The sequence below is a fragment of the Acinetobacter vivianii genome (assembly GCF_014635885.1).
GTDB classification, from domain to species: Bacteria; Pseudomonadota; Gammaproteobacteria; order Pseudomonadales; family Moraxellaceae; genus Acinetobacter; species Acinetobacter vivianii.
Genome location: NZ_BMDR01000005.1, coordinates 367,940 through 392,310 on the forward strand (window position 1 = coordinate 367,940; position 24,371 = coordinate 392,310).

The 24,371-nt window shown below is 41.9% G+C and carries 25 protein-coding genes; 19 read left to right on the forward strand and 6 right to left on the reverse strand.

All coding sequences use genetic code 11. The annotated features are described in order from the left end of the window. Nucleotides 1–6: 6 nt before the first annotated feature. Nucleotides 7–795 carry a glutathione S-transferase N-terminal domain-containing protein gene (locus IEV36_RS12765; protein WP_005257008.1) on the forward strand — a complete coding sequence of 263 codons (789 nt, stop codon included), beginning with the start codon at nucleotides 7–9 and terminating at the stop codon, nucleotides 793–795. Nucleotides 796–910: 115 nt separating this feature from the next. Continuing rightward, nucleotides 911–1,264, forward strand: coding sequence for a hypothetical protein (locus IEV36_RS12770; protein ID WP_005257009.1), 354 nt, complete (start codon nucleotides 911–913; stop codon nucleotides 1,262–1,264). A gap of 580 nt (nucleotides 1,265–1,844) precedes the next feature. Here IEV36_RS12770 and IEV36_RS12775 read toward each other — a convergent pair. Continuing rightward, entirely contained in the window at nucleotides 1,845–3,377 is a 1,533-nt protein-coding gene (locus tag IEV36_RS12775; RefSeq protein WP_005257010.1) for an acetyl-CoA C-acetyltransferase, read from the reverse strand. A 223-nt stretch (nucleotides 3,378–3,600) separates the two neighbouring features. Between IEV36_RS12775 and IEV36_RS12780 the strand changes: the two genes are divergently transcribed. From IEV36_RS12780 to IEV36_RS12790, 3 genes are all read left to right on the forward strand, one after another. Beyond that, the gene (locus IEV36_RS12780) at nucleotides 3,601–4,992 is read left to right on the forward strand and encodes a 3-oxoacyl-ACP reductase (protein WP_004771693.1); all 1,392 of its coding nucleotides are present in this window, start codon (nucleotides 3,601–3,603) and stop codon (nucleotides 4,990–4,992) included. Nucleotides 4,993–5,057: 65 nt separating this feature from the next. Then, complete coding sequence (locus IEV36_RS12785) at nucleotides 5,058–5,912, forward strand: MaoC family dehydratase (protein ID WP_004771696.1); 855 nt, start codon at nucleotides 5,058–5,060, stop codon at nucleotides 5,910–5,912. A gap of 79 nt (nucleotides 5,913–5,991) precedes the next feature. Continuing rightward, complete coding sequence (locus tag IEV36_RS12790) at nucleotides 5,992–7,245, forward strand: serine hydrolase domain-containing protein (RefSeq protein ID WP_005257011.1); 1,254 nt, start codon at nucleotides 5,992–5,994, stop codon at nucleotides 7,243–7,245. Here IEV36_RS12790 and IEV36_RS12795 read toward each other — a convergent pair. Together IEV36_RS12795 and IEV36_RS12800 are read right to left on the reverse strand one after the other, a co-directional pair. Next, nucleotides 7,242–7,760 (reverse strand): GNAT family N-acetyltransferase, encoded by a 519-nt coding sequence (locus tag IEV36_RS12795; RefSeq protein WP_005257012.1) that lies wholly within the window; start codon nucleotides 7,758–7,760, stop codon nucleotides 7,242–7,244. The two genes, IEV36_RS12790 and IEV36_RS12795, sit on opposite strands and share 4 nt — an antisense overlap. A 12-nt stretch (nucleotides 7,761–7,772) precedes the next feature. After that, nucleotides 7,773–8,357 carry a TetR family transcriptional regulator gene (locus tag IEV36_RS12800; RefSeq protein ID WP_005257013.1) on the reverse strand — a complete coding sequence of 195 codons (585 nt, stop codon included), beginning with the start codon at nucleotides 8,355–8,357 and terminating at the stop codon, nucleotides 7,773–7,775. Nucleotides 8,358–8,483: 126 nt separating this feature from the next. Between IEV36_RS12800 and IEV36_RS12805 the strand changes: the two genes are divergently transcribed. Further along, on the forward strand, nucleotides 8,484–9,974 hold the full coding sequence (locus tag IEV36_RS12805) for an MFS transporter (RefSeq protein ID WP_005257014.1): 1,491 nt from the start codon (nucleotides 8,484–8,486) through the stop codon (nucleotides 9,972–9,974). A 42-nt stretch (nucleotides 9,975–10,016) separates the two neighbouring features. On the opposite strand, the gene IEV36_RS12810 is transcribed toward IEV36_RS12805, so the two are convergent. Together IEV36_RS12810 and IEV36_RS12815 are read right to left on the reverse strand one after the other, a co-directional pair. Continuing rightward, nucleotides 10,017–10,610, reverse strand: a complete 594-nt coding sequence (locus tag IEV36_RS12810; RefSeq protein ID WP_005257015.1) for a Maf family protein — start codon at nucleotides 10,608–10,610, stop codon at nucleotides 10,017–10,019. Beyond that, nucleotides 10,610–10,993 carry a DUF2237 family protein gene (locus IEV36_RS12815; RefSeq protein WP_005229802.1) on the reverse strand — a complete coding sequence of 128 codons (384 nt, stop codon included), beginning with the start codon at nucleotides 10,991–10,993 and terminating at the stop codon, nucleotides 10,610–10,612. Before IEV36_RS12815 ends, IEV36_RS12810 begins: the two co-directional genes overlap by 1 nt. A 140-nt stretch (nucleotides 10,994–11,133) precedes the next feature. Here IEV36_RS12815 and IEV36_RS12820 point away from each other — a divergent pair, with 140 nt between their 5' ends. Further along, complete coding sequence (locus IEV36_RS12820) at nucleotides 11,134–12,321, forward strand: phosphoglycerate kinase (RefSeq protein ID WP_005257016.1); 1,188 nt, start codon at nucleotides 11,134–11,136, stop codon at nucleotides 12,319–12,321. Nucleotides 12,322–12,474: 153 nt separating this feature from the next. After that, the gene (locus IEV36_RS12825) at nucleotides 12,475–12,705 is read left to right on the forward strand and encodes a hypothetical protein (RefSeq protein WP_004771706.1); all 231 of its coding nucleotides are present in this window, start codon (nucleotides 12,475–12,477) and stop codon (nucleotides 12,703–12,705) included. Between the two features lie 48 nt (nucleotides 12,706–12,753). Here the strand turns inward: IEV36_RS12825 and IEV36_RS12830 are convergent, their stop codons facing one another. Next, complete coding sequence (locus IEV36_RS12830; protein ID WP_005257017.1) at nucleotides 12,754–13,137, reverse strand: hypothetical protein; 384 nt, start codon at nucleotides 13,135–13,137, stop codon at nucleotides 12,754–12,756. 254 nt (nucleotides 13,138–13,391) lie between these two features. On the opposite strand from IEV36_RS12830, the gene IEV36_RS12835 reads away from it, so the two are divergent. The 11 genes from IEV36_RS12835 (at nucleotide 13,392) to IEV36_RS12885 (ending at nucleotide 24,342) form a co-directional block, all read left to right on the forward strand. Then, entirely contained in the window at nucleotides 13,392–13,970 is a 579-nt protein-coding gene (locus IEV36_RS12835) for a nitroreductase family protein (protein ID WP_005257019.1), read from the forward strand. A gap of 47 nt (nucleotides 13,971–14,017) precedes the next feature. Beyond that, nucleotides 14,018–15,091, forward strand: a complete 1,074-nt coding sequence (locus IEV36_RS12840; RefSeq protein ID WP_005257020.1) for an NAD(P)H-dependent glycerol-3-phosphate dehydrogenase — start codon at nucleotides 14,018–14,020, stop codon at nucleotides 15,089–15,091. 57 nt (nucleotides 15,092–15,148) lie between these two features. Then, nucleotides 15,149–15,604 carry a phosphohistidine phosphatase SixA gene (gene sixA / locus IEV36_RS12845; protein WP_005257021.1) on the forward strand — a complete coding sequence of 152 codons (456 nt, stop codon included), beginning with the start codon at nucleotides 15,149–15,151 and terminating at the stop codon, nucleotides 15,602–15,604. 40 nt (nucleotides 15,605–15,644) lie between these two features. After that, nucleotides 15,645–16,784 (forward strand): type II secretion system protein GspL, encoded by a 1,140-nt coding sequence (gene gspL, locus IEV36_RS12850; RefSeq protein WP_005257022.1) that lies wholly within the window; start codon nucleotides 15,645–15,647, stop codon nucleotides 16,782–16,784. Further along, nucleotides 16,784–17,263: a type II secretion system protein M gene (locus IEV36_RS12855; protein ID WP_005257023.1), complete on the forward strand. Its 480-nt coding sequence runs from the start codon at nucleotides 16,784–16,786 to the stop codon at nucleotides 17,261–17,263. The genes gspL and IEV36_RS12855 overlap by 1 nt, the downstream gene beginning before the upstream one ends. Before the next feature lie 89 nt (nucleotides 17,264–17,352). Further along, the gene (locus tag IEV36_RS12860) at nucleotides 17,353–18,360 is read left to right on the forward strand and encodes a quinone-dependent dihydroorotate dehydrogenase (protein WP_005257024.1); all 1,008 of its coding nucleotides are present in this window, start codon (nucleotides 17,353–17,355) and stop codon (nucleotides 18,358–18,360) included. 1 nt (nucleotide 18,361) lies between these two features. After that, nucleotides 18,362–18,955 carry a CvpA family protein gene (locus IEV36_RS12865; RefSeq protein ID WP_004771717.1) on the forward strand — a complete coding sequence of 198 codons (594 nt, stop codon included), beginning with the start codon at nucleotides 18,362–18,364 and terminating at the stop codon, nucleotides 18,953–18,955. 24 nt (nucleotides 18,956–18,979) lie between these two features. After that, entirely contained in the window at nucleotides 18,980–20,518 is a 1,539-nt protein-coding gene (gene purF / locus IEV36_RS12870; protein ID WP_005257025.1) for an amidophosphoribosyltransferase, read from the forward strand. Nucleotides 20,519–20,619: 101 nt separating this feature from the next. Next, nucleotides 20,620–22,509 carry a M48 family metalloprotease gene (locus IEV36_RS12875; RefSeq protein ID WP_171067985.1) on the forward strand — a complete coding sequence of 630 codons (1,890 nt, stop codon included), beginning with the start codon at nucleotides 20,620–20,622 and terminating at the stop codon, nucleotides 22,507–22,509. A gap of 126 nt (nucleotides 22,510–22,635) precedes the next feature. Further along, nucleotides 22,636–23,436, forward strand: a complete 801-nt coding sequence (locus IEV36_RS12880; protein WP_004771720.1) for an undecaprenyl-diphosphate phosphatase — start codon at nucleotides 22,636–22,638, stop codon at nucleotides 23,434–23,436. Between the two features lie 108 nt (nucleotides 23,437–23,544). Next, complete coding sequence (locus IEV36_RS12885; protein WP_005257027.1) at nucleotides 23,545–24,342, forward strand: PaaX family transcriptional regulator C-terminal domain-containing protein; 798 nt, start codon at nucleotides 23,545–23,547, stop codon at nucleotides 24,340–24,342. Nucleotides 24,343–24,371 lie beyond the last annotated feature (29 nt).

Below are 24,371 nucleotides of genomic sequence, written 5' to 3' on the forward strand. Positions count from 1 at the left end.
AGCACTATGCTGAATAGGGTGAATCATCAACTCAAAGTTTTACAATCTGTTGTTGCCAGCGTGATTGAAGGTGGACGAGGTGCAATGGGAACACCATTTCCAAATCAACCTGCAAAAGCAATTAAGCTCTATGAGTTTGAGGGTTCGCCGTTTTGCCGCCGTGTCCGTGAAGTTATTACTTTGCTGAATCTGGATGTGGAAATTTATCCATGTCCAAAAGGTGGTCAGAAATATCGCCAGATCGTGAAAGAAAAAGGTGGGAAGAAACAATTTCCTTTTTTAATTGATGAAAATACAGGTGACCAGCTATATGAGTCACAGGCAATTATTCATCATTTGTTTAAACATTATGGTAAAACAGGCCAAACACCGAAAAAATTTAGCCATTATCCAAAACTTCCCTATGTATCTGCGTTGGCGACAGTCGCCAATGCGGTGCGTGGGGTCTGGATTAATCAGCAGATTGTTGAACGTCCAGCGCCAGCGCAGTTATTGGAGCTGTGGAGCTTTGAGGCAAGCCCTTATACCCGTTTGGTGCGAGAAGTACTGACTGAGTTGGAGCTTCCCTATATTTTGCATAATGTGCCGAAAGAGCGTTGGCAGGACATGGGGCCAGCCGTATTGCGCCTAAAGCCCGGTAAGTATATTCCGTTGCCGAATGGCAAACGTGAAAAGGTGGTTGAAGTGATGGGACGTGATATTCAAGTGCCGTATCTGGTCGATCCGAATACAGGTGTAAAAATGTTTGAATCTGCCAAGATTGTGGAATATTTAAAGAAACAGTACGGAAAATAATTGTTGGAAAAGCATCTTTTAACAGATGCTTTTTTTATATCTGCTGATGCGAAGGTTGCTTCGATAATGGGTTTAGCGGTTTAATACAGTTGAAAAATAGTGATGCGATCTCGAAATGTTAAGCCAACTGACCAACTTATTTAAAAGTTCTAAAGAAACACCTGAACAGTTATTTTTAAAAGAACATGCATTGAGCTTTGATGCTGAACAAGGGGCGATTCTGGGCGGGGTAGTGCTGAATGAGTTAGGGTTTCGTCTAGAGTATTTCTCAAACCGAAAGTTAGATCGATTTGATGATCTGGAAAAGTTGTTTCGGATTGCACCGCAAATTAATGAAAAGATCGATCTGGAAATTCATTCACAACGTTTTGTTGAACGGTTGGGAAATAATGAAGAAAATCTCAAAGAACTTAAGCAAGCGATTAAAGTTTTAAATGATTATTTTGTGAAGTTTAAACGGGCGAGATAGCCTAAGTAGGGAGATGATCTTTAAAATATAACATCCAAACTATAAAGCTCATAAACCAAAGACAAGAAGCGAGAAATATAATAATAGGTAAATGCCTTTCTTCACCTGCTAAAAAGTGAAGGAGTACAAAGCATAGCCCTAAAAATAGGAAAATATTTATGATGAATAACCACATGTTTAGTACCCATTGGTAATTTGATAATTTATTTTTCGAGTTGTTATATAAGGTAGAGCAATACAAGAGGAAAGAAAAAAGATGAAGTTAAAATTAAAGAAATAGCTCATTGCAAAGAATAGAGTACTACAGAATAGACTATTCATTGTCCTTTTATAGCCTTGTAGACTCTCAACTGGATATTTAATCAAAGATTTTTTAAACGATAATTCCGTAAGATAAAGCCCAAAGAAAAATAATAGAACCAGTAAAATTGGATGCCAAGCACCTATATAAAAAAGCTGATCAAATAAGAATGAATGCATAGGATAAATATTATTTTAAGTTGTTGTTTGTATAACCAAAATTATAATAAAAAAGGGACTAAATCCAAAGATTTAATCCCTTTGTTGATCAGGTTAGAGATTATTTTTCAATAATCGCTGTTACACCTTGACCGCCAGCTGCACAGATCGAAACAAGAATGCGACCTGAACCTTTTTGATTTAAGATTTTTGCAGCAGTTGCGATGATACGACCGCCAGTTGCAGCGAATGGGTGACCCGCAGCTAAAGAAGAACCTTTAACGTTGAGTTTACTACGATCAATTGAACCTAAAGGTGCATCTAGACCTAAACGCTCTTTACAGAATTTTTCATCTTCCCAAGCTTTCAAAGTAGAAAGCACTTGTGATGCAAATGCTTCATGGATTTCATAGTAGTCGAAATCTTGAAGTTTAAGGCCAGCACGCTCAAGCATACGTGGAACGGCATAAGCAGGTGCCATCAATAAGCCTTCTTTCTTACCCACGAAATCAACCGCAGCAGTTTCAGAGAAAGTCAGGTATGCAAGCACTTCATGGCCGTTTGCTTTTGCCCATTCTTCTGAAGCTAAAAGTACACATGATGCACCATCAGTTAACGGCGTAGAGTTACCCGCTGTCATAGTTGCAGCTTCGCCCTTACCAAATGCTGGCTTTAATTTCGCTAATTTTTCAGCAGTAGAGTCAGCACGTAAGTTGTTATCACGGCTTAAACCTAAGAATGGCGTGATTAAGTCATCAAAGAAACCTTCTTCGTATGCTTTTGCCATTTTTTGATGAGAAGAAGCAGCTAAAGCGTCTTGATCTTCACGTGGAATACCCCATTCAAGCGCAGTGATTGCTTGATGGTCACCCATAGATAAACCTGTACGTGGTTCACCATTTTTAGGCGCATCCATAAGATCTTTAACATTGATCTTCGCTAAAGCTTTTAAACGATCTTTACCTGTTTTGGCAATGTTTAGCTCAAGAAGCGCTTTACGTAAACCATCACCGAAAGCGATTGGCGCGTCAGATGTTGTATCCACACCACCAGCAATACCCACTTCGATTTGACCCAAAGCAATTTTGTTCGCAACCAAGAACGCTGCTTGTAAGCCAGTACCACATGCTTGCTGAATGTCATAAGCCGGTGTTTCTGGTGCAAGTTGCGTATTTAACACACATTCACGGGTCATGTTGAAATCACGGCTGTGCTTTAATACTGCACCCGCAACCACTTCACCTAGGCGTTGACCTTGTAAGTTGAAGCGCTCAACCAAACCGTTTAACGCAGCTGTAAACATGTCAATGTTAGAAGCTGTGAAATAAGCGCCGTTAGAGCGAGCGAAAGGAATACGGTTACCGCCGATAATGGCAACACGGCGCACAGTGTTTTGGCTCATGGTTTTATCCTGTTGAACAGAAGGTTTGGTTGTTTTAGCTGTCGCTGCTTTTGTCGTTGTAGAAGCAGCGCTTTTTGTAGTACTCGCACTACGACTGGTAGAACGGGTACGCGTTGTCTTTGGTGTCGTCGTTGCTGCTTTTGGAGTAGTAGTCGCAGTTTTACGTTTCGTAGTCGCTGCTTTTGATGTATTTGACACAGTCTCCTGAGCAGAATTGTCGACTGCTGGATTTTCTTGAGTTGTTTTGCTCATAAGGCTTTTCCAAGCATAATTGCGATATTCTTGGTACAAACATACCATATTTTCAATACTGCTGTATTGACTAGAATGACGCTTGAGACCACATTCAGGTCAAGACATCCAGACATGAACTCAAGTATGATTTGTGATGAGTCAATCAGACATTGATTTCATGCCATATCCCAACATGATTCATGTGTTTGTAACAAATTCATTTGTATGAGAGATAATAACCATGACTGATCAGTACCAAGCATTTACACAATCACCTTTAGGTAAATTTGTTGTAAAAAATTTAGGTCTACCATCACCAGTAACGCTAGATCGTTTTGAAAGTGCTCAGCCTGTTGTGAATGGAGCAGTATTGCTTGGCGCAGCACCATCAAGTACGGTTTCTGGTGCGATTGCTCAAGTTCTTAGCAATATTCATGCAGATAGCTATGTCGGTAATAATGTTGAATTACAACAAACTGCTGCAAAAGTCGGCTTAAATCTTCGTCCATTGAATGCCGATGATAAAGAATCTAAATTTAAAGCCGTTGTATTTGATGCTTCTGGTATTCAGGATTCTGAGCAGTTGAAAGAGTTGTATAACTTCTTCAATCCAATCGCTCGTCAAATCTCAAGTTCAGGCCGTGTGATTGTGATCGGTACCACACCTGAAACTGCAAAAACAGTCAAACAGGCGATTGCACAACGTGCGCTTGAAGGTTTCATCAAATCTGTTGGTAAAGAATTCAAAAAAGGCATTACTGCTCAAGTCGTTTATGTCGACCAAGGTGCAGAAGCAAACCTTGAATCAACTTTACGTTTCTTGATTTCACCACGTTCTGCTTATGTATCAGGTCAAGTGATCCGTGTATCTAAAGCTGATGTGGCTGATTTAGACTGGGCGAAGCCACTTGCAGGCAAAACTGCATTAGTGACTGGTGCGAGCCGTGGTATTGGTGAAGCGATTGCGCATGTATTGGCGCGTGATGGTGCGCATGTCATTTGTTTAGATGTTCCGCAACAACAAGCTGATCTTGAGCGTGTTGCAGGTTCAATTGGCGGTTCAGTATTGGCAATTGACATTACTGCTGCTGATGCGGGTGAAAAAATCAAGACTGCTGCTGCAAAACAGGGCGGTTTAGACGTGATTGTTCACAATGCAGGGATTACCCGTGACAAAACTTTGGCAAATATGAAGCCTGAGCTTTGGGATCTTGTAATCAACATTAACTTGTCTGCCATTGAGCGTGTTAACGATTACTTACTATCTCATGATGGTTTAAATGCAAATGGTCGTATCGTTTGTGTATCATCAATCAGTGGTATCGCGGGTAACCTCGGTCAAACCAACTATGCGGTATCTAAAGCTGGCGTGATCGGTCTGGTTAAATTTACTGCGCCGACATTGAAAAATGGTATTACCATCAATGCAGTTGCACCAGGTTTCATTGAAACGCAAATGACTGCTGCGATTCCATTTGCGATCCGTGAAGCTGGTCGCCGTATGAACTCAATGAACCAAGGTGGTTTACCTGTAGATGTTGCGGAAGCAATTGCGTGGTATGCGTCTACTGGTTCAACAGGTGTGACAGGTAACGTTGTTCGCGTCTGCGGTCAAAGCTTGTTAGGTGCTTAAGCATTAGGGTTTTGAAGAGGGGTGCTTGTGCATCCCTTTTTTATAAAAATATTGAAAGGTTTATTATGAATACACGTCATTTTAGTCAGTTGCCAAAACCTTATTTAGCTTATCCAAAAGTCATTCAAGGTCTCATTTTCAAAAAGCCAAAAGGTGAAAAGGTTCTGCCACAAGTTGAATATGTGGTGGATACACTTAAGATTGATACCAAACATTTAGAAAGCTATAACGAGATTTGTGGTTTTAAAAATGATGGTTTCGTACCTGCAATTTATTTAGCGGTTTTGTCTCAAAGTCTGCAAATGCACATGATGACCAGCGAAGCTTTCCCGTTTCCGATTTTGGGTTTGGTGCATATTCGTAACCAGATTAAGCAGACACGCAAAATTGCTGTAAATGAGCAAATTACGCTGTCTTGTAAATTTGGTGAATTGAAGCCGCACGACAAGGGTTTACAATTTGATTTCATCACAACTGCGAAAGTTGCTGGTGAAGTGGTAATGGAAAGTTTAACGACGTATTTATCGCGCCAGAAAACTGAGAAAAAAGCAGGTGAGAAGGCTAAAGATACGCAAGAACCAGCTTATCAACCACAAGCAGAATGGAATATTTCAGAAAATACAGGTCGTCGTTATGCGGTGATTTCTGGTGACTTTAACCTGATTCATATTCACGCCGTAACTGCAAAAGCATTTGGTTTTAAACAGGCGATTGCACATGGTATGTGGAGCAAGGCTAAAGCTTTGGCGAGCATTGAGCTTCCAGCAGCTTATGAGGCAGATGTCTGGTTTAAATTGCCAATGTATTTACCTTCAACAGTTGAGTTTTTAACTGCGGTTGAATCAACGCAAACAGATTTCTTGATCCGCAATGTGAAATCTAAAAAGCCACATGTGGCTGGTACAGTGAAAGCACTTTAATATTTTTTAAATTAAAAATGCTCCCTGTTGTTCGCAACAGGGAGATTATAAAAACATAAATATCATAAGGAATTGGGCTTTGATTAAAGAAATTCTATTTGCTGACACACATCATTATCATGGCAGTGTTGATGAGCGTTTTATTGACTTGGCTAGCCAGTTTAGTCGTTTACAAGATGCGCGGAGCCAGCAAGGTGGTGCAGCATTGGTGGTGTATTTCCAAGGTCAAAAAGTTGTTGATATTTTTACGGGTAAAAAATCTCAAGAAGAAGATTGGCAATCAGATACTTTAGCAATGTGTTACTCAACGGGTAAAGGCATTCTTGCAACCCTTGCGCATATTCTGGTGAGTGAAGGGATACTTGAGTACGATCAACCTATTGCGCATTACTGGCCTGAATTTGCTCAAAATGGCAAAGCCAATATTACTTTGCGTCATGTTTTATCACATCAAAGTGGCTTGTTTGATATCCGCAATATGATTGATGCCGCGACAGAAATGCTGGATTGGTCGCATATGCTGGATGTGGTTGCAGCGGCAACACCGCGTTTTGCGGCAGGACAAAGTTTTGCCTATCAGCCTTTGACCTATGGTTGGATTTTGGGTGGTGTGATTGAGAAAGCAGCCAAGCAGCCGTTAAACTGGTTAATGGAGCGTTATCTTGTACAACCCCTTGAACTGGATGGGGCATATTTCGGCACGCCTGCTTCAGAACTAGATCGTGTTGCGCGGTTATTGTTAAAACCCAAACCGCCTACCTCAACTAAACCTCAAACCAAGAAAAATAGTCAACCACGTAAAGCCTCTATATCAGAACGGTTATTGGAGCTTTCAGGGCAAAACCCTCAGGATTTTCAGGATGCTATGATCCCAAAAGGGATGCGTCATTTTAGTTTCTACAGTGATGAGGGCTTGCAAGCCGTTATTCCAGCAGCCAATGGTGTATTCACTGCGGATAGTTTAGCTAAAGTATATGCGATGCTGGCCAATCAAGGGCAATGGCAGGGGCAACAATTCATTCGTCCAGAAGTATTTAAGCAACTCAGTGCGGTACAAAGCAAAGCACGTGATCGAGTGATGCCAATTCCAATGCATTGGCGTTTGGGTTATCACCGTATTTTAACGATGGGCAAACGTGCGCCACATGGCTTCGGTCATGTTGGCTTTAATGGTTCAGGGGCCTGGTGTGATTTTGATCGTGAATTGAGTTTTGCTTATACCCATAATTTTAATGTGACTTCGGCCACAGGGGATTATCGTTTGTGGGGCTTAAGTCAGGAAACGCTTCGCTGTGCAGATGCAATTTTAAATGGACGCAAAGGCTGGTTCTAATTCGTATCACCTTGATAGGGTAGAATGTGATAAATCACTGCCTCATATTTCCGTTCTGTTTTGTATCCAGCAACAGTTCCACCTAAAAATTCAGCCAGTTTACGACTTGGCTGATTTTCAATTGCAACAGGATATAAGAAATATTGGGCAGACATATGTGTAGAAGCCCAACGAAAAACTTCTAAGAGGCCTTCTTTGGCAAAGCCTTGATTATGGCAATCTTCCCGAATCCATAAGCCCAATTCGGGTGTTGTAGTACCTAAATGATGGATGCCAATTAAGCCAATAAATTGCTGATTTTCTTTATTACGTAATACAAAATGGTGATCCGTACGTTTTGTTTCTGCGATAAGCCATGTTTGCCCAATCTGCTCGATTTCTGCAAAACTTTGTGCCGGCTCCCATGTCATATAACACGTTAACGTTGTAGTTACACAAGGGTAGATATCGGCTAGATCATCCATTTGAAATAGAAATAAATCCAGTCTTGGTGTTTGTAATAAGGGGTGTCTCATTGTTTTCTCATTTTACTTTTTAAACAATTCTGCCTGAATGATGGCTTCAGTATGACGCTTAAAATCAGCTTCATTTAAGCCAGTCAGTCCTAACTTATAAATTCCTTCCAGACCACAGACAAACGCAATTAACCGCCATGCGATGTCATGACTATTGGTCTCAAAATGAAACTCTCCCTGTGCTTGACCTTCATTAATCATACGGACAATTGAGCGATGCCAGTCCTGCATGGCGATGTTGTAAGCCTGTTTTATTTCTTCATCTTGATCAATGAGAACTTCGGCTTCATTCCAGAGTCTTAAATACGGTTGAATCTGTTCAATGTTTTCACAACCCAGCAACAGAGAGAGGCGCTGTAAAGCGTTGGCTGTGCTGACCTGATTTTCAATTTCGTCCAGTTGTTGCATCAGTTTGATAAATGCTTCTGCTTTTAAATGTGAGCTGGAGGCAAAATGATGATGCACTTGTCCTGTCGAGGTTTGCGCTTCGGTGGCAATACGGCGTACGGTCATCGCAGAAAAACCTTCATTTAAAGCGACTTGCATTGCCGCCTGTAAAATCATTTCACGACGTTGTTCGCGATTTAAATAAGCCATTCTTTGTTTGCACCTATACCTGCATATAAAACGGAAACACACTACTCCAAATTTTAAAGTTGGACAAGTGTTCAATTTTGGTTATAATGACATCAATTTGAACAATTGTCCAATTTAGAGGCATTTATGTCACGCAAGTGGTTAATTCTTGCAATCGTTGTATTGATCTATCTCCCTGTATCGATTGATGCGACCGTTTTACACGTGGCGACACCGACGTTGAGTGAGTCACTTTCTTTATCAGCAAATGAATTGCTGTGGATTATTGATATCTATTCCTTGGTCATGGCGGGCCTGATTTTACCTATGGGTGCGTTGGGAGACCGTATTGGTTTTAAACGGCTGATGATTATTGGCGGGATCTTATTCGGTCTGGCGTCACTGGCAGCTGCATTTTCTTCTACTGCTTATGCCTTAATTGGTTCACGTGCATTATTGGCAGTGGGTGCAGCCATGATTTTGCCTGCGACTTTATCTGCGGTCCGTAATACCTTTCTGGATGAGAAGCAACGTAACTTCGCGCTTGGCATCTGGGCGACTGTCGGCGGTGGTGGTGCAGCCTTTGGCCCATTATTAGGTGGTTTCTTGCTGGAGCATTTCCATTGGGGGGCTGTGTTCCTGATTAATGTGCCGATTATGCTTGCTGTGTTGGCTTTAACTGTATTTGTGATTCCAAAACAGGCAGGGCAACCAAAGCAGAACCTCAACTTGTTACAGGCGCTGGTTTTGGTGGTGGCCATCCTGAGCATGATCTATGCAGTGAAAACCGTAATGCATGGGTTTAGCATCTGGTCGGTTTTAATCTTTGCCGTTGGCTTGAGTTTACTGGTGGGCTTTGTCCGCAAACAGCTCACGTCAACGTCTCCAATGATTGATATCCAATTATTCAAACACCCTGTTATTGCGACAGGTGTGGTGATGGCAATTGTCTCCATGATGGCACTGGTCGGTTTTGAATTGCTGATTTCACAAGAACTGCAATTTGTTTACCAACTTTCTCCATTGGCTGCGGGTGCATTCATTTTACCGTTTATGGTTGCGATTAGTTTAGGCGGCCCAATTGCCAGTATGCTGGTCAATCGTTTTGGCCTGCGTTCAGTCGCATCGCTCGGTATGTTGATGAGTGCGGTAAGTCTATGGGGATTGGCAAATACTGATTTTATGCAGGCGAAGATGCAGGTCTGGAGCTGGATGGTTGTTTTAGGTTTAAGCGTGGAAATTGCTTTATTGGCTTCAACCTCTGCAATTATGTCTTCAGTACCGCCAAGCAAAGCGACGGCAGCAGGGGCGATTGAAGGGATGGCCTATGAGCTGGGCGCAGGTCTGGGAATTGCCTTTTTCGGTCTGATGTTGTCATGGTTCTATGCCAACTCGATTGTAGTACCAACCGAAGTGCCGCATCGCATTATTGAACAGGTGAGTAGCTCGATTGGAGAGGCGGTTCAAGCTGCCAAGCAATTACAACCTGCGATTGCTGAACATGTGATTACTGCTGCAAAACAGGCCTTTAGTCAATCACATCGTTCCGTGTTGAATGTCGCTGCCTTGTTGTTCTTGATCTTGTCGATTTTTATCTGGTTTGCTTTACCAAAGCGAGTCACAGTGGTTGAGGAATAATGATTGACCCTGATCTAAATTAAGTTTAGGTCAGGGTGTTTTTTAAGGAACGTTTATCCCAAACTCACGTAAAATCTTACACAGCTGAATCATTGGTAAGCCCATCAAGGTGGTTTGATCATCACCAAGCATTTTTTCAAATAAGCTAATCCCCAAGCTTTCACATTTAAAACTACCAGCACAATGTAAAGGTTGATCTATTTCAATGTAACGCTCAATTTCCGCCAAGGTTAATTCACGGAATTTGACTTGGTAACGCTCAACTAAGGTGGTTTCAAAGCCAGATTGTAAATGTTGAACACTGAGCGCGGTGCTGAAAAATACGGTTTGACCTGAGTTGGCCTGTAATTGCCGAATGGCATTTCCAACGCTTAAAGGCTTGCCAATAAAATCATACGGGGCATGTTCACGCCAAGCCACCTGATCGGACCCAATCACAATCGCATCTGGATGTTGCTGAGCGATCACAGCTGCTTTTTCAAAAGCGAGACGTTTAGCCAAATCATCGGCATGTAATTCACCTGTTGCAGATTCATCAATATCAGGGGAAATACAGCGGTAATTCAGCCTTAAACGATCCATGAGGTCTTTACGGGTTTGGCTGCTTGAGGCCAGAATCAGTTCATACTGGCGCATTACACTGCATATTCCACAAGGATATTGAGCGGTACGTAGTGTAACACCGCATTGTGGCATGCATTGAGTTTGATCGGTGGCGCATGTCCAGCCTGATAGGCTTCCACCCAGCGCGTCACACAGATACACCAGAAATCACCCGGTTTAAGCCCAGGAAAACCGACTTCTGGTAACGGTGTGATCAGGTCATTGCCGACTTTTTGTGAAAAATTCAGAAATTCAGAAGTCATTTGCGCGCACATAGTGTGTTGACCTGAGTCAGTGACCGCCGTGTGACAAAAACCATTACGGAAGTATCCGGTCAGCGGATCATAACAACAGCTGGCTAAAGGTTCGCCAAGTACATTTAAACGATTAATTTTAGGATCTGGATGAATAGACATAATAATAATAAAGATCGGGTGACGCTGATTATCATAATCAAAAGTGACGGCTTCGGCAGCTTTTCTGCAAAAAAACTCACCTTTATTTCAGAGAATCATTTAAAATTGTGCCGTTTTTAAAATCAACTAGAGAGCCATCCATGAATTTTCAGCGCATGACTGATCTTGATTTAGCAGGAAAACGTGTCCTTATTCGTGAAGACTTAAACGTTCCTGTAAAAAATGGGGAAATTACCAGTGATGCACGTTTACGTGCTGCATTGCCAACCATTAAAGCTGCTTTGGAAAAAGGCGCGGCAGTAATGGTATTTTCTCATTTGGGTCGTCCTGTAGAAGGTGAGCCAAAACCAGAACAATCACTTGCACCAGTTGCTGCTTATTTAAGCAAAGCTTTAGGTCAAGACGTTAAATTATTCACAGACTATTTAGATGGCGTGGACGTTGCAGCGGGTCAGGTCGTATTGCTTGAAAACGTGCGTTTCAACCACGGTGAAAAGAAGAATAACGAAGAACTTGCAAAAAAATATGCAGCGCTTTGTGACGTATTTGTTATGGATGCATTTGGTACAGCGCACCGTGCAGAAGCATCAACTGAAGGTGCAGCACGTTTTGCACCAATCGCAGCAGCAGGTCCATTGTTGGCTGCTGAATTAGATGCGCTTGGTCGTGCAATGCAAACTCCAGAAAAACCAATGGTGGCAATTGTTGCGGGTTCTAAAGTATCAACTAAACTTGATGTATTAAACTCATTATCAACAATCTGCGATCAATTGATCGTTGGTGGTGGTATTGCCAATACTTTCCTTGCGGCAGCGGGTTATAACGTTGGTAAATCACTTTACGAAGCTGACTTGGTTGAAACAGCAAAACAAATTGCTGCAAAAGTGAGTGTGCCATTACCAACTGATGTTGTGGTTGCAGATGCAAGCCAAATCAACTTTGAAGACTTCTTGGGTTCATTGGCAAACGCACAAGCTGTTGTGAAAAATGTTGCTGATGTGACTGATACTGATATGATTCTGGATGTTGGTCCTGAAACGGCTAAAGCATTTGCAGAGATCTTAAAAACTTCAAAAACTATTCTTTGGAATGGCCCAGTAGGCGTATTTGAAGTAGATCAATTCGGTGAAGGTACTAAGGCACTTTCTTTGGCGATTGCTGAATCTGCTGGTTTCTCGATTGCAGGTGGTGGTGATACATTGGCTGCGATTGATAAATATGAAGTTGCTGACCAAATTGGCTATATCTCAACGGGTGGTGGTGCCTTCCTTGAGTTTGTAGAAGGTAAGACTTTACCTGCGGTTGCAGCTTTACTTGAACGTGCTTAATCAAGATTTAACCTTTTGATTAGTCACGAAAATATAAAAAAGAGTCGATTTAAATCGGCTCTTTTTACTTTTGTACAACGTTGTAGTCATTAAAGTGTCATATATCTGAAATATGCTTGTCACAAGTTAACCAAGTTACTGTGGAAAGCCGTGATGAAATTTAAATTAACCCTTGCCGCGCTAATCATTGCTCCAATCATGCTGACTGCATGTGCAAAGAAAGAAGAAGCGAAGAATGTTGAACAGCAAGATCAGGCTGCTTCTGCTGCTGTAGCAACTCAAACGACTCCAGAGCAACAAGCTGCAATTGATGCAATCGATAAACCGAATTTAGATGAACATAATACTGATGTTGCAGAGGTTGCTGCGAGCGAAGCTCACTAAGCAATCCAGAAAATAAAAGCCGATGTAGAAACATCGGCTTTTTTGTTTTTAAGCGTTGGCTTTGCAATAGAAGGTGAGAGTGGTCTGGTAATCATCATCTTTGGCTAAAGAAGCATTTTTACCTGTAATGGTACCAATCACACCTGCGGCAGCTTCAACCATCTTGCCCGTCTGTTCATCTACAACACCTTTCAGTACACCTTGATAAGCTGTTTTTTCATCGACAACAACAGGCGAGGTATTGCGAGTACAGGTTTTTTGGGCAGCGCTAATCGCATTATTTTTAGCGATCAAATTTGTTTTACCAATACCCGTTACTTCATATTGATTATTTTCTTTTTGAATCGCTAATGTGTTGGTCGGGGTAGATGCACATGCAGTCAGACCCAATGCCAAGCCGCCAAGTAAACTCATGATGAAGGTTTTTTTCATTGCTTGTTCTCAAGTGGTTACGTAATCATATTATTTGAACATATAATTTTTGAGTGCTTTGGCAGGTTATGTACAGTTTGTGCAGAGACTCTGTTAATTTTGTCAAATGAATGATGAGCTTAGCAATGATGATATTTTCATTTACTGACAAAAAAGCAATATAAGCAGCAGAGACAAGCATGAATTAGGCATAGTGGAAATCATTCAGATTATGCTAATCTAGCGCCATCCTTGTGTTAGTTAGATTCATTTCAATGACGGACTCAAATATAGAGACAATTCATCAAAATATTCATCAACGTCAATCTATTGGTCAACTTATTGAGCCAGCGCCAAATACAGAACAACTCGAAAAAGCAGTACAAGCGGCGTTGACCGCGCCAGATCATCATCGTTTAAAACCAACCCGTTTTGTGATCGTTACACCTGAGCAACGTGCTGCTTTTGGTGAGAATCTTGCTAAAGCTTTGGCAGACCTCGGAGAAACAGAGCCTGCCCAGCTTGATCGGGTGAAGCAGCATCCATTCCGTGCGCCGTTGCTGGTTTTAGCCTTAACGACCCTTCAAGATCATCCCAAAGTACCGCACTTTGAGCAGATCCTGAGCACGGGTGCAGCGATTCAGAATTTCTTGTTATCTTTACAGGCACAAGGGTTCGCAACCATGTGGCGTTCAGGTGCTGTGGTTGAGTCAAACTGGTTAAAACAACAGTTAGGTTTAAAAGAGCAAGATTTGATTTCAGGTATTATTTATATAGGAACTGCGGCAAAGGCGATTGCTCCGCGTGCAGAAATAAACAGTCAGGATTTTGTCAAAGTGTGGCAAGCAAACTAAGCTCGGTTTGTAATGATTAAAGAAAGAAATAGGTTTCAGGATAAAAAATGACAGAGTTAAAATTTAGCGATTTAGTTGAACCCGTGGCTGTAGATCAAAAAACAGCATTAAGAATTACAGTATTGGGTGGTGGTAGTTTTGGTACAGCCATGGCTAATCTAGCTGTGCGTAATGGTTGCGATACCATGATCTGGATTCGTGATGCTGCGGTGGCGGAAGAAATCAATCAAACTCACGTCAATAAACGCTACTTGCCTGATTTTACCTTGGAACCTGCGTTGCGTGCAGTCGCTGATTTAGAACTAGCGGTACGTGATCGTGACATTATTCTGGTGGCGATTCCGAGTCATTCATTTCGTGATGTATTAAAGCAGATTGCACCATTTATTACCTCTCAAGCGGTGGTTTCATTAACCAAAGGGATTGAGGCTAAAACCTTCAGTTTCATGAGTGATATCATTCGTACAGAATTACCAGAAGTACCATACGGTGTGTTATCGGGTCCAAACCTTGCCAAAGAAATTATGGCGGGGATGCCATCAGGCACTGTAATTGCCAGTGATTCTGAACTGGTTCGCTATGCAGTTCAGCACGCGTTACACAGCGCCTTATTCCGCGTGTTTGGTAGCGATGATGTACATGGTGTGGAATTGGGCGGTGCACTGAAAAATATCTATGCCGTGGCGATGGGGATGGGTGATGCGTACAAGATTGGTGAAAATACCAAGAGTATGATCTTGACGCGTGCTTTGGCTGAGATGAGCCGATTTGCGGTAAAGCAGGGCGCGAATCCTTTGACATTCTTAGGCTTATCGGGTGTCGGTGATTTATTTGCGACCTGTAATAGTCCGTTGAGCCGTAACTATCAGATTGGTTTTGCTCTAGGTTCAGGTAAAACGCTGGATCAGGCGACCAAAGAACTGGGACAGACCGCTGAAGGGATTAATACCATTGTGCAGGTGCGTACCAAAGCACAAGAGCTGGATGTGTATATGCCAATTACCAATGCACTGTATGAAGTGATTTTTGAAGGTGCACCGCCAATGAATATTGCGTTGTCTTTAATGAAAAATGGTCATCGTAGTGATGTTGAGTTTGTTTTACCTCATCATGAAGTCTAATCAAAAAACTGTCATCTATTCGCGTTATGATACAGCTATAAAAAATAAGGTCGTTTTATGCAGTTAACTTTAGTTCGTCACGGTGAAGCGTCTCCAGCCATCAATGGAAACGATATGCAACGCCCATTAACCCAGCGTGGACATCAGCAAGCAGAGCAAACTGGGCAGTTTTTAAAAGATGTGATTCAGCCTGAGATCTTTGTGGTGAGCCCTTTATTGCGTGCTCAGGAAACTTTGGCCCATATCAAAGCACATTTTCACGGCATTCCAGTTCTGATTTGCGATAAGATCAAACCAGATGATGATGCCAAAGATGCAATTGAATGGTTGTCAAAATTACCGTACGAGTCAATTGCGGTGGTGTGTCATATGAATGTTGTGGCACATATTGCTGAACAGTTGACCCATGAGAACTTTAATCCATTTGCATTGGCAGAAGCCCGTATTTATGATCAAGCTGTGATCGCGAATGGATTATCGACACAAAAGAATCGTTTTACGCCAACACTATAATTTTTATATATCCGCGTTAGGATAAGGGTACTGAACACCGATGCTGTATTTATGGATGCCCGAAACCAATGGAACATGGTATTGGTCGGCTGGGGAAAACTGGTTGCAAGCCAATAGTCTTGAGCAATTGATTCAAGACTTGCAAGAGCACAATGGAAAAGAAGCGGTGGTTTATTTTCCAAGCCGTAATGCTCAGATGTTGCAACAAGCAATGACAAAGGTACATTACAAACAATTGGGACAAGAGGGGATTAAATATCTCCTCGAAGAGTTTGTAACCTTACCGATTGATCAAATGAAAGTGGTACATTATTTTCATCAGGATCAAGTCAATATTCTAGGTGTAGCACAGTCAACCATTGAAACCTGGCAGCATGCACTCAGTTTGTTACCTGTCCAGATTAGCGCGTTCTTACCTGACTTTTTGATTTTGCCTGAGCCAGAGCAACATGAAGTTGTGCTGGTCAATCTCTATGATCATTTACTGGTTAGAGAAGATGCATGGCTAGGCAACTCGGTGGATGATCTCGGCTTATTTCTTGAGTTCCAGCCACGTGAAACACAATTTAAGTTTGCCAATTTAAATGCTGCCCAGATGGACAGTCTGGCTACGGCATCGAGTAAAGATCAGCGTACAGAATTCAGTTATCAATTTCAGCCACTGTTAAAAGCAAAACAGCATCCCTTTAATGTTTTGCCGAAGTCAAAAAATGCAGAAACCCAATGGTCGGGCTACTGGAAAGCTGCCGCAGCAGTACTTTTGGCTGTGATCGTGGTGCAATTGAGTTACGATACCTTACGCTGGTCGAAACTGAAAAAAGTCGCCGATCAGACGGCTGTTCAAGCTATTGACCAATACAAATACTGGTTCGGCGAAAATATCAGGGTGACTGAACAAAACATTAAGAGCCAGTTTGAAAGCCAGTTGCGTATGAGTCAGCTTGGCGATACGCAGGCACTTTCACTGTTGAGTCGTGTTGGGCCAATCCTGATGCAAAAACAGATTGTGGCTCAGCAAGTCAGCTACGATGCTTCAACGCTCGCCATGTCACTAAAAGCAAAATCGGCGGATGATTTACAAGGACTGACCCAACAATTAAATCAGCAGGGTTTTCAGGCTGAGTTAGGCAATGTTCAGGCGGACAGTGTGGGCGCAATCGGGGTGGTAAAAGTAAAATAATGAAAGCACTAACACGTTTACAAAACAGCTTCGACCAGAAAGTTGAAGCACTCAATGAATATCTGCAAAGTTTATCTGTGCGTGAACGCGTGATGGTTATTTTTACGACCATTTTTGTGATTGTCACGGTGATCGGTTATTCCTTGTGGATAATGCATGCTTTAGCCGATCAGCAGCAAAAACGCTTAAATGAGCTCAAAGATCTGACTGTTTGGATGCAGAGCAATGCAGCCACCATGAAACCTGCCAATGATCTGTCACTGACGGCTGCGGACAAGATTCAGCGGACGGCACAACAGCAGGGCTTGGCTGTATCCTCTCAGCAAAATGGCGAACAGATTCAACTGGTGGCAGAACATCAGAATTATGCTGTTTTAGCTAACTTTTTAATGCAATTGTCGCAAATGGGGATTAGCATTCAAAAAATGGATATGGTGTCAAACAATAATCAGATTAAATTAACTGCAACAGTACAGTAAGCCATTAAAAACCCTATGTCAGGCATGGCGTTTTGATACGCCTATGCCTATAATATGCCTACTTGAAAAAACAGTAGACTGTGATTGGTATGTTATATTCATTGGCTCGCCCTTTGTTGTTTACTTTAGCGCCAGAGCGTGCACATGAACTTACACTTTCTATGCTGGATAAAGCCCATAAAATTGGCTTGATGCATCAGAAAGTAGCAGCGAAACCTGTGACATGTATGGGAATTGAATTCCCAAATCCTGTGGGTCTTGCTGCCGGTTTAGATAAAAATGGTGCGCATATTGATGCTTTAGCAGCACTAGGCTTCGGTTTTATCGAAATTGGAACCATTACGCCACGTCCACAAGCAGGTAATCCTCAACCGCGTTTATTCCGTATTCCTCAGGCAAAAGCCATTATTAACCGTATGGGCTTTAATAATGATGGCGTAGATAAACTGATTGAGAATGTCAAAGCATCAAAATTTAAAGGTGTTCTCGGAATTAATATTGGTAAAAATGCCGATACGCCTGTTGAAGATGCAGTTTCTGATTATCTGATCTGCCTAGAAAAAGTTTATAATTACGCTTCTTATATTGCGGTTAATATTTCATCTCCAAATACCAAAAACTTACGTAGTTTACAAAGTGGCGATGCACTAACAGAGTTGTTACAAACATTAAAAGATCGTCAACTAGAACTGGCAAAACAATATAATCATTATGTTCCTCTTGTGCTCAAAGTTGCACCAGATTTAACCACTGAAGATATTGATTTTATTGCAGCACAATTATTGCAATTCAAGATTGATGGTCTCATCGTGACCAATACCACGCTTGGCCGTGAAGGTGTCGAAAACCTTGAAAACGGAAATGAAGCGGGTGGCTTGTCTGGTGCGCCTGTATTTGAGAAAAGTACCGAATGTTTACGCCAGTTTGCGAAAGTACTCGCGGGTCAGATTCCTTTGATCGGCGTCGGTGGTATTTTGGCAGGTGAGCATGCGGTTGCGAAACAACAGGCAGGAGCGAGTCTCGTTCAGGTGTATAGCGGACTGATTTATACAGGCCCAACCCTAATCAAAGATTGTGTTAATGCGATGACATTGTGAAATGAACACGCTTGATATCATTATTCTGGTCATCTTGCTCATTGGAGGGCTGAACGGTTTGCGCCAAGGATTTATTAAAGCCTTTGCGAACTTGATCGGATGGATATTTGCATTGATCATTGGAGCAAAATACGCGGTGGTATTGGCACCTGCAATGAGCAGTCTGAGCCAAGACCCCGTTGTGCAAAAAATTGCTGCTTTTGCTTTTATCGTATTGATCATCGTGGTATGTACCTGGATTGTTTCGGCATTACTCAATGGGCTCTTGAAAAGTTTAAAACTGGGCCCATTAAATCGTTTAGCAGGTGGTGCTTTTGGTTCTCTTAAAGGACTCTTGATTGTGCTGATCACCATGCAGGGTCTCGGGCCATGGGTAGAAAGCTCACCGCACTGGAAACAGTCTAAATTCGTACAAATTTTATTACCTTACGCACCTTTGGCAACTGAAATGTCCAAAGATGCGGCAAATCAAGCTTTACATCAAATGACATCCGAAGGTGCGTTGTTACATCGCCCTTCACCAGAAATGGACGAATCAGAACGTGCAGCTGTCACAGACCGTTCTGATCATTCGACGAAAAATCCTTTTTATTAATCGCTAGCTTGTCGCGAGGTTGCTATGTGTGGAGTTGTTGGGATAGCCGGTAAATCACCAGTGAACCAAATGTTATTTGATGCCTTAACGATGCTGCAACATCGAGGACAGGATGCCGCAGGAATCGTAACCTGCCACCAAGGGCGTTTATTTCTCCGCAAAGATAACGGTATGGTACGCGATGTATTCCATACCCGTCATATGCGTGCATTGCTTGGGAACTACGGGATTGGACATGTGCGTTACCCAACTGCCGGTTCATCAAGCAGTGCTGAAGCGCAGCCGTTCTATGTAAACTCTCCGTACGGGATTACCCTTGCACACAATGGTAACCTGACCAATGCCGCAGAAATTCATGATGACCTGTTTAAAACAGATTTACGTCACATGAATACGGATTCCGATTCAGAAGTTCTGCTCAATGTCTTTGCGCATGAATTACAGAAGATTCGTACCTTAAATCCAACACCAGACGATATTTTCCACACAGTTTCTCGCGTACATGAACGTTGTAAAGGCGCTTATGGCGTGGTTGCCATGATCACAGGCCACGGCTTGGTCGGTTTCCGTGATCCGAATGGTATTCGTCCTCTGGTGTATGGTTCTCGCGAAACTGAACAAGGGACTGAATATATTATCGCTTCTGAGTCGGTTGCGATTACCGCACTAGGTTTTAAGGTAGAGCGTGATATTGCGCCTGGCGAAGCTATTTTCATTGATGAGAATGGACAGCTGTTTAGCAAACAATGCGCTGCAAATCCTGAATATCGCCCATGTATTTTCGAATATGTATATTTTGCTCGTCCAGATGCAACGATTGATGGTATTTCAGTGTATAAAGCCCGTTTAAAAATGGGTGAGAAGCTGGCGTATAAGATTTTGAAAGAATGGGGTGAGGAGCACGATATTGATGTTGTGATTCCAATTCCAGATACCAGCCGTACCTCTGCTTTAGAATTGGCAAATATTTTGGGTGTGAAATTCCGTGAAGGTTTTATGAAAAACCGTTATATCGGACGTACCTTTATTATGCCGGGTCAGCAACAACGTAAAAAATCAGTTCGTCAAAAATTGAACCCTGTAGAGCTTGAGTTTAAAGACAAGAATGTTCTATTGGTCGATGACTCGATTGTACGTGGTACCACATGTAATGAAATTATCCAGATGGCACGCGATTCTGGTGCGAAGAAAGTATTCTTTGCTTCAGCTGCGCCAATGGTGAAATATCCAAATGTGTATGGTATTGATATGCCTGCGAAGGCTGAACTGATTGCATCAGGCCGTACAGTTGAAGAAATCCGTGAAAATATTGGTGCAGACCGTTTGGTTTTCCAAGACTTGGAAGATTTGAAAAATGCGGTTCGTACCAGCAAAGTGCCAGATTTAACTGAGTTTGATTGTTCAGTGTTTGATGGTATTTATGTGGCGGGTGGAATTGACAAGGATTACCTTGATAAACTCGAGCAAAAACGTAGCGACTCTGCAAAAAATAAACTAGATAGCTATATCGATGTGAATATTGATGCCGCTTCGGTTGATTTAACTGGAATCAAAGAAGAGTAATCATCTTAATCTATAGAAAAGCGGGAATTTCCCGCTTTTTTATTTTATGATAACGGATACGGAAGTCCTAAACAGAAACAATGTAATCAGGAAAATTTACATTGAGAGAAATGAGCCATTACTTAATCGAAAATAAGAATATTGCATGGTCAATGAGCTTTTGTTGGCTGGCGATGTTGTTGACTGTTTTTATTCTTAATCTAATTTTAGGTTTGGTCGTCCATTTCTTTGATTATACGCAGCCGATCTGGTGGCATGTTCTTAGTCCTTATTTTATTCTCTTGCTTATTTTTGTGCTGTTCTGGTCGGTTGGTGCAGAACTTTATGTACTGCGTGAAGGTGGACATTCGCTTGCCAAGCAATTAAAGGCCAGACGTCTAGTATTTGATGAAAGTACGCCCGAAGAAAGTACGGCATTAAAAATTGTAGAGCAAGTGGCCAAAAGCTTCTCTATCGATCCTCCTGCGGTCTATGTTTTACCTGATGAAGTCGGTGTAAATGCTTTAACCGCTGGCTTTAGGTCGCAAGATATTGTGATTATCCTGACTTGGGGCGCTTTGCAAAATCTTGATGAGCTGGAACTGTATGGCTTGCTCAGTTATGAGTTCAATCAGATTTTATCTGGTGAAGCAGTTGAAAATACCAAGCTTAAACTTTTGTATAGTGGCCTAACGACCTTTAGCCAATGGGGAAGCAAGCTGGCTCAAGCGGGTTATAGTCCTTATGCAACGTCTTATCGCAATAAGTTTGAAACCATTTTTGTCGCGATAGGTGGGGTGATTTGGCTGATTGGAAGTTTAGGGATTTTAATTACCCGTGCAATTAAATATCTGACTTTAAGTGGGCGAACCTTTCGCAATGATCTCAAGACCATGCGATTGATGAATAATAATGCCAATATTCAAACCCTATTAAGGATTTACGTCCATCATTCGGGCTCGCAAATTCACAGTGCCTATTCTGAATCCATTTCGCATATGTGCTTTGCAAACTCATTGAGTCCACAAAGCTGGATGAATATTCATCCCAGTATTAAAGATCGAATCTATGAATTGAATCCGACTTTATTGCAAGATTTACAATTAGAAAATCTAAGAAAATTACGTAATCGTCCTTTGTTTAGCTTGTTTCGTTCGCTGGAAGAAGAAACCGCTGACATTACGACGCCTTGGAGTTCACCACAGCCTTTACCGCTGTTGCGTTTATCACCGATTAGTTTTGCGTTGAATGATGCGATTAAGCCGCTTAATCCAGAAATACGTAAAAATAAGAAACGTCCTGAACTCATTCAGCGTGCGATGCAAACCGCAACCGGTTCGCGAGAGGTGATGGTTGCGATTTTAATGATTCGTCAATATCGCGAATTTATTCCACAGGATGCACCTGTCAGCCATGCCATTGTTGATGCTTTATTGAATCTAGATGGTCGTATTCATGTGCAGATTTTCCATGATGCCTGTAAGAATATTGGGCACATGCCAGCCAGTATTGCCCGTCAATTTCTGACGAAGTTGGCGTGTATTATTCAGGAAGATGGGGAAGTAGGTTTACTGGATGCCTTATTGCTTGAACGGGTTAAAAATGAGCTCAATTTAATGCCCGCCCATCTACCTGCTGCTTTTGAAGATGTGAAATCTCAGATTGTGCATCTGATTGATGCCTTGTTGCATGTCCAGCAAATCAATAGTCCGAATCAACTTGAAGTACGTGAACGTATTTTGCAACTGCTTTTGACTGAAGAGGAAATGCAAACCTATGCGGATATTTCAGATGAGCCATTGGATCTGGCTGAAATCCTGAATGATGTGTCAGGGTTGTTATTGCGGGATCGTCTCAATATTTTGTCCATTGCAGAAAGATGCCTCTGGAATGACCGTATTATTACCCAAGATGAGTTAGATGTTTTAGAACTTTTATATTGGCGTCTGGGTTTTGATACGCATGAAGTGGTCGAACAAATGCAAAAGAAAAATAGTCTGATGATTATTTAAGAGATATTTATGTACATGCGTGCTTTTTTGATAAAAACGTTACGTGACAATCACATAAAATGATGCCATTTCAAGGTAAGCTTGCCGTTTATTTTTATTCTTGTATTACGTGCTTTTGAGTAATTTATGGAACATATTGAAATTTTAAAAGCCTTATTTTTAGGCTTTATTGAGGGTTTAACCGAATTCCTACCCATTTCAAGTACAGGTCATTTGATTTTATTTGGTCATATGATCGACTTTCATTCAGATGACGGTCGTGTTTTTGAGGTTGTGATTCAGCTTGGCGCGATTCTAGCGGTATGCTGGTTATATCGACAAAAGATTTTTGACTTGGTCAAAGGTTTTTTTAGTGGCGATGCAGAAGCGCGACATTTTGCTTTTAGTGTTTTATTGGCGTTTATTCCGGCGGTGGTGATTGGGGTATTTGCAGTCGATTTTATTAAGAGCGTGTTGTTTAGTCCTCTTGTGGTTGCAGTCGCTTTAATTGTCGGTGGTCTGATCATTTTCTGGGTTGAATCAATTAAATTTGATCATAAAACCACGGATGCGACCAAGATTACCTATAAGCAGGCTTTTCTGGTGGGGTGTGCGCAATGTGTTGCCATGATTCCGGGAACCTCGCGTTCAGGTGCAACTATTGTCGGTGGCATGTTCTCGGGCTTGTCTCGTAAAGCAGCAACCGAGTTTTCCTTTTTCTTGGCGATGCCAACCATGTTGGGTGCAGCGGTATTTGACTTGGCACGTAATGCTGATGTGCTAACGCAAGATAATATGCTGAATATTGCGGTGGGTTTTGTGGCTGCCTTTATTTCGGCACTGTTTGTGGTCAGTGCATTGGTCAAATTTGTTGAACGACACACATTACGTGTGTTTGCTTGGTACCGTATTGTTCTCGGTATTATTTTGTTGTTTGTTTTCCTATAAAAAATAAAAAACTCTCCCTTTTGGCAAATGCGAAAAGGGAGATTCTCAGTTAAGATTCCCATCTCTTATTTCTAATCTTTCATATTCCTATATGGGTTCGACTGCAAGATGACAATAGCTAAAATGAATGCCCGTGACTTAATTATTGATTTGCTTCTGGGGCTACAAGGTCGTGCGATTTCAATTAAGCAGATTATTGTCGCGGCAAGACTATTCGATATTAGTGAGAACAGCATTCGCGTGGCGGTTACTCGTTTATCGAGTGATGGCGTCATAGAAGCGATTGAGCGCGGTGTGTATCAGTTTACAGTGCAGTCGCATGAATGGGCTGATGTCATGTTGAATCGTAAACAAGGGATTAAACAGACCAAGCACTGGAATCATCAATATTTGGCAGTATTTACGGGTGAGTTGGGACGTGTTGATCGTACTGCTTTAAATCGTCGGGAAAGAGCATTAAAACATTTCGGTTTTAAAGAGCTGGAACAGGGAATTTATATTCGTCCAGATAATCTGGCGATTGGCTTTGATCAGTTATTTTCAGAATTAAAATCTTCAGGTTTAGAAGAGACCGCAAAAATCTGCCAAATTAACCATTTTGATGCGACAACTTTAGCAAACTTGCCAAAACTCTGGGCGACCCAGACTTTAAACCAGAATTATGAAAAATATTGTCAGATGATCCAGCAATGGTTAGCGACTGTACCGCAACTCTCCTTAGAGGATGCCGCTCGAGAGTCGTTATTACTTGGACGACAAACGATTTCTTTATTGATGAATGATCCCTTATTGCCAGAAGATTTTGTGGATGTACAGCTCCGACAACAGTTTGCTGAAAGTGTGCAACGACTTGATCAGACAGGTCTGGAAGCATGGCGTAAATTCTATGAAAATCATGTTGAGTAAAGGTTGATTACAAATATTACAGATAATTT

What these genes read in the sequence shown, in the direction of transcription:
- IEV36_RS12770 (WP_005257009.1), top strand. Translation starts at nt 911, where the DNA reads ATGTTAAGCCAACTGACCAACTTATTTAAAAGTTCTAAAGAAACACCT.
- IEV36_RS12815 (WP_005229802.1), bottom strand. Translation starts at nt 10,993, where the DNA reads ATGTCTATTCATCCAGATCCTAAAATTAATCGTTTAAATGTACTTGGC.
- IEV36_RS12880 (WP_004771720.1), top strand. Translation starts at nt 22,636, where the DNA reads ATGGAACATATTGAAATTTTAAAAGCCTTATTTTTAGGCTTTATTGAG.
- IEV36_RS12830 (WP_005257017.1), bottom strand. Translation starts at nt 13,137, where the DNA reads ATGAAAAAAACCTTCATCATGAGTTTACTTGGCGGCTTGGCATTGGGT.
- IEV36_RS12860 (WP_005257024.1), top strand. Translation starts at nt 17,353, where the DNA reads ATGTTATATTCATTGGCTCGCCCTTTGTTGTTTACTTTAGCGCCAGAG.
- IEV36_RS12820 (WP_005257016.1), top strand. Translation starts at nt 11,134, where the DNA reads ATGAATTTTCAGCGCATGACTGATCTTGATTTAGCAGGAAAACGTGTC.
- purF (WP_005257025.1), top strand. Translation starts at nt 18,980, where the DNA reads ATGTGTGGAGTTGTTGGGATAGCCGGTAAATCACCAGTGAACCAAATG.
- IEV36_RS12835 (WP_005257019.1), top strand. Translation starts at nt 13,392, where the DNA reads ATGACGGACTCAAATATAGAGACAATTCATCAAAATATTCATCAACGT.
- IEV36_RS12825 (WP_004771706.1), top strand. Translation starts at nt 12,475, where the DNA reads ATGAAATTTAAATTAACCCTTGCCGCGCTAATCATTGCTCCAATCATG.
- IEV36_RS12810 (WP_005257015.1), bottom strand. Translation starts at nt 10,610, where the DNA reads ATGCGCCAGTATGAACTGATTCTGGCCTCAAGCAGCCAAACCCGTAAA.
- IEV36_RS12795 (WP_005257012.1), bottom strand. Translation starts at nt 7,760, where the DNA reads ATGAGACACCCCTTATTACAAACACCAAGACTGGATTTATTTCTATTT.
- IEV36_RS12775 (WP_005257010.1), bottom strand. Translation starts at nt 3,377, where the DNA reads ATGAGCAAAACAACTCAAGAAAATCCAGCAGTCGACAATTCTGCTCAG.
- IEV36_RS12855 (WP_005257023.1), top strand. Translation starts at nt 16,784, where the DNA reads ATGAAAGCACTAACACGTTTACAAAACAGCTTCGACCAGAAAGTTGAA.
- IEV36_RS12865 (WP_004771717.1), top strand. Translation starts at nt 18,362, where the DNA reads ATGAACACGCTTGATATCATTATTCTGGTCATCTTGCTCATTGGAGGG.
- IEV36_RS12885 (WP_005257027.1), top strand. Translation starts at nt 23,545, where the DNA reads ATGACAATAGCTAAAATGAATGCCCGTGACTTAATTATTGATTTGCTT.
- sixA (WP_005257021.1), top strand. Translation starts at nt 15,149, where the DNA reads ATGCAGTTAACTTTAGTTCGTCACGGTGAAGCGTCTCCAGCCATCAAT.
- gspL (WP_005257022.1), top strand. Translation starts at nt 15,645, where the DNA reads ATGCTGTATTTATGGATGCCCGAAACCAATGGAACATGGTATTGGTCG.
- IEV36_RS12800 (WP_005257013.1), bottom strand. Translation starts at nt 8,357, where the DNA reads ATGGCTTATTTAAATCGCGAACAACGTCGTGAAATGATTTTACAGGCG.
- IEV36_RS12785 (WP_004771696.1), top strand. Translation starts at nt 5,058, where the DNA reads ATGAATACACGTCATTTTAGTCAGTTGCCAAAACCTTATTTAGCTTAT.
- IEV36_RS12765 (WP_005257008.1), top strand. Translation starts at nt 7, where the DNA reads ATGCTGAATAGGGTGAATCATCAACTCAAAGTTTTACAATCTGTTGTT.
- IEV36_RS12780 (WP_004771693.1), top strand. Translation starts at nt 3,601, where the DNA reads ATGACTGATCAGTACCAAGCATTTACACAATCACCTTTAGGTAAATTT.
- IEV36_RS12840 (WP_005257020.1), top strand. Translation starts at nt 14,018, where the DNA reads ATGACAGAGTTAAAATTTAGCGATTTAGTTGAACCCGTGGCTGTAGAT.
- IEV36_RS12805 (WP_005257014.1), top strand. Translation starts at nt 8,484, where the DNA reads ATGTCACGCAAGTGGTTAATTCTTGCAATCGTTGTATTGATCTATCTC.